We start from the raw sequence: 565 nt of genomic DNA on the forward strand, positions 1-565 counted from the left end.
TCACAAAAATGCACGGCCCCAGCGCCGCCGAGCCGTCATAGCATTTGGCCTGCGGCAGGTACAGCGGGTTTTCGCCTTCAATGCTGCGCGAGCTCATGTCGTTGCCGATGGTGTATCCCACAATTTTTCCGGAAGAGGTGATCACCAGCGTCAGCTCCGGCTCGGGCACGTCCCAAGTGGAATCTTCTCTTATTCTAACATATTCCCCAGGTCCAACCGTACGGTTCTTAGTGGCTTTAAAAAAGAGTTCCGGTCGGTCTGCGCTATACACGCGGTCGTAGAAATCACCGCCCCCGGCCTCTTTCGACTCCTCCTGGCGGCCCAGCTTGCTCTTGTAGTAGGTCACCCCGCTGGCCCAGATCTCCTGGCGGCCAATCGGGGCCTCCAGTTCGTTTTCCACCAACTCCCGGCCATTCTCTATAGGGTCTTCCTCCGACACGATGCGTTCAATCTTCCCGGCCAGCCCGTCGTCATTGATGAACGAGTCCCAATCCTCCCCGCCCAGCAGGTAAAACGAATCCCTGTGCTCAATTACAATTCCCTGCGTTGTCTTGTATACTTTCAT

General features: G+C 56.1%; 1 protein-coding gene. It reads right to left on the minus strand.

Annotated features, from left to right (window positions below):
• Positions 1–565: fumarylacetoacetate hydrolase family protein (locus NC796_RS26665; RefSeq protein ID WP_310688944.1), on the minus strand; the 565-nt coding region annotated here is incomplete at both ends.

Source organism: Aliifodinibius sp. S!AR15-10, from assembly GCF_031569985.1.
Classification (GTDB): Bacteria; Bacteroidota; Rhodothermia; order Balneolales; family Balneolaceae; genus JAMQKA01.